At 56.3% G+C, this 6020-nt stretch carries 6 protein-coding genes; 1 reads left to right on the top strand and 5 read right to left on the bottom strand.

Annotated features, from left to right (window positions below; translation table 11 throughout):
- The 4 genes from ACLQ7H_RS11325 to ACLQ7H_RS11310 all read right to left on the bottom strand — a co-directional run.
- Positions 1-1183, bottom strand: a 1183-nt coding sequence (locus ACLQ7H_RS11325; protein ID WP_411752747.1) for an aldehyde dehydrogenase family protein, incomplete at its 3' end; no start/stop codon positions are given.
- 20 nt (positions 1184-1203) lie between these two features.
- A complete protein-coding gene (locus tag ACLQ7H_RS11320; RefSeq protein ID WP_021806963.1) occupies positions 1204-1569 on the bottom strand; it encodes a cupin domain-containing protein in 366 nt (121 codons plus the stop codon).
- A gap of 30 nt (positions 1570-1599) precedes the next feature.
- Complete coding sequence (locus ACLQ7H_RS11315) at positions 1600-2901, bottom strand: NAD(P)/FAD-dependent oxidoreductase (protein WP_411752746.1); 1302 nt, start codon at positions 2899-2901, stop codon at positions 1600-1602.
- 99 nt (positions 2902-3000) lie between these two features.
- Positions 3001-3768, bottom strand: a complete 768-nt coding sequence (locus ACLQ7H_RS11310; RefSeq protein ID WP_411752745.1) for a response regulator transcription factor — start codon at positions 3766-3768, stop codon at positions 3001-3003.
- A 286-nt stretch (positions 3769-4054) separates the two neighbouring features.
- Here ACLQ7H_RS11310 and ACLQ7H_RS11305 point away from each other — a divergent pair, with 286 nt between their 5' ends.
- Positions 4055-5182 carry an iron-containing alcohol dehydrogenase gene (locus tag ACLQ7H_RS11305; protein ID WP_411752744.1) on the top strand — a complete coding sequence of 376 codons (1128 nt, stop codon included), beginning with the start codon at positions 4055-4057 and terminating at the stop codon, positions 5180-5182.
- A gap of 199 nt (positions 5183-5381) precedes the next feature.
- Here ACLQ7H_RS11305 and ACLQ7H_RS11300 read toward each other — a convergent pair.
- On the bottom strand, positions 5382-6020 hold a 639-nt coding region (locus ACLQ7H_RS11300), incomplete at its 5' end, for a PTS sugar transporter subunit IIA (protein WP_411752743.1).

Raw genomic sequence — 6020 nt, 5'->3', positions numbered from 1 at the left:
CATGTGGCCCGTTAGCGCGGATCGCCGTCGGCGCAACAAAGAAGCCTGGACCTGCCAACGCCTGACCGCCGCAGACGATCTGGCTGCCATCAGCCCGTGCCTTGTCAAACAGTGCCAGTACCTTGCGGTAATGTGCCTCGTTGGCCAATGGCCCCACTTCCGTGCTCTCATCCAGCGGTGAGCCTACCTTCATGGCCGCCAAACGCTGCGTCAGCTTTGCGAATACCTCGTCGATATGGCTGGCAGGCAGGTAGAAACGTTCCGCTGCGGCACAGATCTGGCCCTGATTCAGGTAACCCGCCTCGATAATGCCGTCGACCATCTTGTCGACCGAGACGTCCGCCAGAAACGCGGCGGCATTCTTACCCCCCAGTTCCAGAGTGGTACGCACAATCCCTTGCTCCATCGCCACTTTCCCCACCGCGATCCCGGTAGGCACCGAGCCGGTGAAGGTCACTTTGGCACAGCGTGGATGGGCGATCAGCGCCGGGCCAAGGCGTGCGCCTGAACCGTTGATCACGTTGAGTGCGCCAGCCGGGATGCCCGCTTGCGTTGCCAGCTCGGCCACCCGCAGCATGGTTAGCGGCGTGTATTCACTCGGCTTGAGCACCACAGTACAGCCGCAGGTGAGCGCCGCAGCCAGCTTCCAGATGGCGATCATGATCGAGAAATTCCACGGAATGATGCCGACCACCACACCCAAAGGTTCACGCCGGGTGAATGCGCTGTATTGTTCACCCTGGAAGGAAGGCAATGAAACATTCAGCGTTTCTCCGCTGATTTTGCTCGACCAACCGGCAAAGTAGCGCAGGAACTGCGAGGCCATATCGATTTCCAGCCCGCGAGACAGCTGAATGGTTTTGCCGGAACACAGGCTTTCCAACTGCGCCAGTTCCTCACGATGGGTTTGCAACAGATCGGCCAGGCGCGTCAGGCAGTTGCCACGCTCCAATGGCGAAACCTGTGCCCAGCTACCGTGGAAAGCGTCAAAGGCCGCCTGCATTGCCGCATCAACTTCAGCCTGGCCGCCTTCATTGACCTGCGCGATGGTCAGCCCGGTCGCCGGGTTAACCACCGCAAACCTGTCTACGCCTGCCCCAGCCACGGGTTGCCCATGAATGTAATGGCCCTGCTGGCGGTCCAGAAAGGCCGTGACCTGTGGCAACAGTGTAATATCCGTCATCGCATCGCCCTCCTTGCGGGTTAGCCTTCGACAATCGCCAGATAGTGCTTCACAAAACGATCCGAGGTGATTTCCCAGCGCACCGGCGTGCCCTTCTCAACAAACCAGGAATCCCCGGCCTGATACTTTACCGACTCGCCGGTGTTCTCATTGGTCAGTGTTGCCGTGCCTTCCCACACCGTGGCATGTTCCGCAAACGGGTATTCCATCACGAAGGTGCCACGGGTACAGCTGAAGACACCGCAGTTCAGGTTGTCCGTTGGGGCGCCAAAAATCATCGCCACGCCGACGTTGGGTTCACCGGCGACCACCGTGGCCCCCAGGTTGCTGACGCTGCCAATCTGTTGCAGTTCTGGTAGCGCTTGCTTAAGCAGTAATGGTTTCATGGTTTTTTCCTGTTAGATTAGTGGTCAGAATTAACGACGCCCCTTCCAGTAGCCGGAAGTCTGGTGCCAAACCTTGCCCGCGGTGGTCATCACACGGCGCAGCTTGTCTTTGCCAAAAATATCCACGTGCGGGATCGAACTCATCAGGTCATAACGATCGGATCCCTCACTCATTCCTTCCGCCAACACCTTGCAAACGATATGGCTCGGCGTCACCCCAAAGCCGGAATAGCCCTGCACGTAAAACACGTTATCGTGCTGCGGCAGAGTACCGATCTGCGGGAATAGGTTGGCGCTGCAACACAGCGGTCCCCCCCAGGCCAGGTCGATCTTCACGTCCTTCAGATACGGGAACACTTTCAGCATCAGGTTGCGGTTCCAGGCCTTCAGGTCTGAAGGGATATATTCGACCAGCCGGGTGGTGCTGCCGAACAACAGGCGGTTCTCGTTGGTGACGCGGTAATAGTCGATCACCGGCCGGATATCGCTGTACGCCCCGCGGATCGGGCTGATCTGGCGGATCATCTCGTCAGACAGCGGCTCTGTCGCCAACTGGAAGGCGTAGGTATTGATGGTCTTTTTGTAGATAAAGGGATCCATGCCGTTGAGGAAGCCGTTGCACGCCCACAGCATCTTATTGGCGCGTACCGATCCCATGGCAGTGCGCACGGTAATGCGCGGGCCGTACTCCACATTCAGCACGTTGCTGTTTTCGAAGATCTTCACCCCGTATCCACTCAATGCTTGCGCCTCCCCCAACAGCAGGTTGAGAGAATGAACATGGCCGCCGCCCATGTGTTTCAACGCACAGGTATAAGCATCAGATCCCACCACCTGCTTCACTTCAGAGCCGGTATAGAGCTCGATCTCTTCATCCGGTGAGACCGCTTTAAACTCTTTGAGCCAGGTACGCAGGGTCTTTTCCTGCCTGGCGTTGCTGCCGAGGTAGCCATAGCCAAAGCAGAAATCAGCGTCGATGGCGTACTTTTTAATCCGCTCGCGGATAATCCCGGCACCGAGGTTGCTGATCTTGAAGATAGTTTCTAACCCTGCCGGGCCAACGTGGCGTTTGATCTTCTCCAGATCGTGGCCGATCCCGGCCATCACCTGGCCACCGTTGCGGCCCGTCCCGCCGTAGCCCAGATGGCGGCCCTCCAGAATAGCGATATTGGTGATGCCTTTTTCCGCCAGCTCCAGCGCCGTGTTAATGCCGGAAAAGCCACCGCCGATGATCACCACGTCAACATCCAGATCTTCTTCCAGCGTGGGGAAGCGCAGATCGTATTTCTTGGTCGCCGCGTAGTAGGTTAACGATTCGATTTCATTATTCATTGCTGCACTCCCTTTACCCATTGCCTTAGCCTGGATTATCAGCAGAGTGTGGGCGGGCGGCTATGTCCCTTTAGGGATATTCGCAACACTTTTTTAACATTATGCCGTACGGCGCAGGGGGGAAGTTAAAAATAGGCTGAACAACTCGGCCTGAGAGCCAATATTCAGTTTGCCGTAAATATTCTTGCGATGATTTTTTACCGTGCCCAGGCTGATAAACAGCCGTTCGGCGATCTGCTGCGATCCGTTGCCGCTCAGGATCAGATCGACGATCTCACGTTCACGTGGGCTTAACGCATAACGCGCCTGGGCAGCGCTATCTACCTGCGGGGCGGAGGAAGTGGGCACGTTTGCTGCTACCGCCACTTCCCCATGCAGCCGCGCCACGCTTTTTACCAGCGTCAACGCGCCACGCAGGTCAGCCAACTGGGGATAACGCACGCCGACCGTTTGCCGGGCCGAACCGAAAAATATGCCCAGCCCGCGTTCCGGCGTCAGTTGCAGCAATACGCCAGCCTCGTCGTGCCAGCCGGTTTTGCGGTAAAAGTTACGGTAGTAATCCGTCTGGTAAAAACCACAGGGGGCCAGTTGCCGCAGCGTAAACACATCGCCATGGCCGCCGCCGTTCAGCGCCTGATAAAAGGGATCCTCAAGGTAAGCACCCTGTTGGTAAATCTGGTTTACCGCATCGCTGTTTTCTTTCTCGGTTTTCATCAGGCAACGTGGTGCCTGACCATATTCGAAGGCATAGACGATGGCATTATCAAAGGCGAAGAAGCCCTCCAGATAACCCAGCAGGCTGGCATAGAATTGGCGGGTCGCCACTGCGTCGATCACCGCTGATAATCTTTCGACCTGAATATTCATTTCGCCCCCGCAATCATTAACAAATTAACAATTTACCTTTCCCAACGTATCAGCGACCGATATTGGGCCAACAGGCTATAAAAAGCATTCAATTGGCCAGAATGCAAGAGTATTACTGTTTACATGTTAATCAAATCACAAGTTAGGCCCTTGCAACGATTACCCACACAAACTGAATTGGTTAATATCTTAACAATTTCGCGTTAAGCGGCGGAAAAGCGTTGGTTTGCCTTGCCAGGCTGAACTATGCTGTGGCTTCAATGCCCAAATGCGCCAAGGAGAGAGCATGACCACTAGTCTGATGATCGCCAACCGGCAAGCTTGGTTTGGCAAGGGCAGCATCCAGCACCTGATCCCACTGCTCCAGGCCGAACCGCAAACCACGCTGCTGTTCACCTGCCGATCGTTCCTTAACGGTACCCTCTATGCTGAACTGGCCCCGGCGCTGACGCCGTTGCTGGCGGGCAGAGAAATTGTCGCCCATGAGGCCTCCCCGCAAGAAATCGACCAATGGGTGGCACGCTGGCGAGGCCGGGTGCAAAGAGTGGTAGCCATCGGTGGAGGTAGCGTGCTGGATGCCGCCAAGGCGTTCGCGGCCCTGATCGAACACCCGCTGCCAACCCTGCGTTACATGGAAAAAGTGGGTGACAGCAAAATCAGTGGCGCAACGCTGCCGTTGATCGCCATCCCCACCACCGCAGGCACCGGCAGCGAGGTCACCCAAAACGCAGTGATCACCGATACTCAGGTCACCAAGGTGAAAGCCTCATTGCGGCATAACAACTTTGTGCCGCAGGTGGCGATCCTCGATCCTGACCTGCTGAAGGGAGCGCCAGACCCTGTACTGGCCTATTGCGCTATCGATGCCTTCACCCATCTGTTTGAAGCCTATCTTTCCAAGACCGCCAGCAGCCTGTCGCGCGAGATGTCGTTGAGCGGCATCCATCACTTCCTTTGCGCCTGGCCGGTACTGAAACAGAGCGATGAGGCCCGCGAAGCGATTATGCAGGCTTCCTACCTGGGTGGCCTGACGTTGAGCATGGCGGGCCTGGGTGTGATCCACGGCATCGCGGGTGAGATAGGGGCATTGCGTGATTACCACCACGGCCAGGTCTGCGGCCGCCTGCTGCTACCGTTCCTGGAACTGCTGGGGGAAAGCAAGCAGCCACAGCAACGTGCATTAATGACCGAACTGGCCCTGCGGCTATTCCCTGAAGAGCAGGACAGCCCGGCGCGCTTTTTGATCGACTTTATCACCCGCCACGCCATCGCCCCGTTCTGGCAGGACGAGCTATCCCTTAGCAAGGCGGAACTGGCCATCGTGCTGGAGAAGTCCAATAGCAAGAATTCCTGGCTCAGCTACACCACCGAGCAACGGAGATTAATGATCGATGGGGCGTTCTTGATTGAATGATAATATAATCAGAACTATAGGATTGCGGGGGAACAATAATGAGTTTGGTTGACTGGATTTTAGGCGGCATCGCCCTGGGGCTGATCGTCGGCGCGCTGATGAAGATATTCGGCAAGAAGAAAGACGAGTAATTCAGATTGATGACACGGCTAAACGGGCGCATGCGGCGCCCCTACGGCAAGTCGATTGGGGAGAATGGTTAAATGCGGCTCAGGCAGTCCAGCGCCACCGCTTTGAAGCTGTCGAAATTGTCACTGCCCAGCAGGCGGGTCATCGAACGTTCGCGCACAAAGGTGACGAACAGATCGTAGATCGCCATCGCTTCCTCGTAATCGCTTTTGCTGATCGCCAGCAAGAAAATGACGTGTGCCACCTCGCCTTCTCCCCACGCAATACCCTGTGGGGCCAGCAGCGTGACCACCACGGTCTTTTTCGCCAACAGCCCAAGCGAGTGTGGCAGAGCAATCCCCTCCCCCAGCAAGGTAGAAACGATGGCCTCCCGCTCAACGACCGAAGGGTAGAAATCACTGCCTACATAGCCTTCCTGCTCCAACTGAGCGCAAACTTTGCTAAACAGCTGCTCCTGCGTTAGCGGCTCGTTGACGATCATAAAGTGGTTGGCATCAAAGAATTTTTCCAACATATACGGCTTGGTGCGATCGACCAGCACCAGCTTGCCCAACTGCTCTAGCTGATACTCCGTTGGGAACGGCGACATCACTACGACCGGCTTGTTCTTCTCGCTGATGCGCGCATTGGAAATGATAAAATCTTCGTCGATACTGGCGAGAATTTCGTAATCACGCAGCGAAACGATGCGCGTCACCACCAGTTGCGG

This window comes from Serratia sp. (in: enterobacteria) (genome assembly GCF_046715635.1).
GTDB lineage: Bacteria > Pseudomonadota > Gammaproteobacteria > Enterobacterales > Enterobacteriaceae > Chania.
This window is presented reverse-complemented; position numbering and strand designations above follow the sequence as displayed.